This is a genomic window from Mammaliicoccus sp. N-M50 (assembly GCF_022386995.1).
Lineage (GTDB): Bacteria > Bacillota > Bacilli > Staphylococcales > Staphylococcaceae > Mammaliicoccus > Mammaliicoccus sciuri_A.
The window spans coordinates 1-207 of record NZ_JAJNJA010000045.1 but is presented as its reverse complement, the minus strand read 5'-3'; the positions used below and the strand labels follow the sequence as shown (position 1 = coordinate 207).

The following is a 207-nucleotide window of genomic DNA, read 5'->3' as shown; positions in this document are numbered from 1 at the left end:
AGCGGCGGACGGGTGAGTAACACGTGGGTAACCTACCTATAAGACTGGGATAACTCCGGGAAACCGGGGCTAATACCGGATAATATTTTGAACCGCATGGTTCGATAGTGAAAGACGGTTTCGGCTGTCACTTATAGATGGACCCGCGCCGTATTAGCTAGTTGGTAAGGTAACGGCTTACCAAGGCGACGATACGTAGCCGACCTG

Annotated in this window: 1 rRNA gene; it reads left to right on the top strand. The window is 51.7% G+C overall.

The features are described from left to right. A 16S ribosomal RNA gene (locus LQ622_RS15265) occupies positions 1-207 on the top strand; the annotation flags it as partial.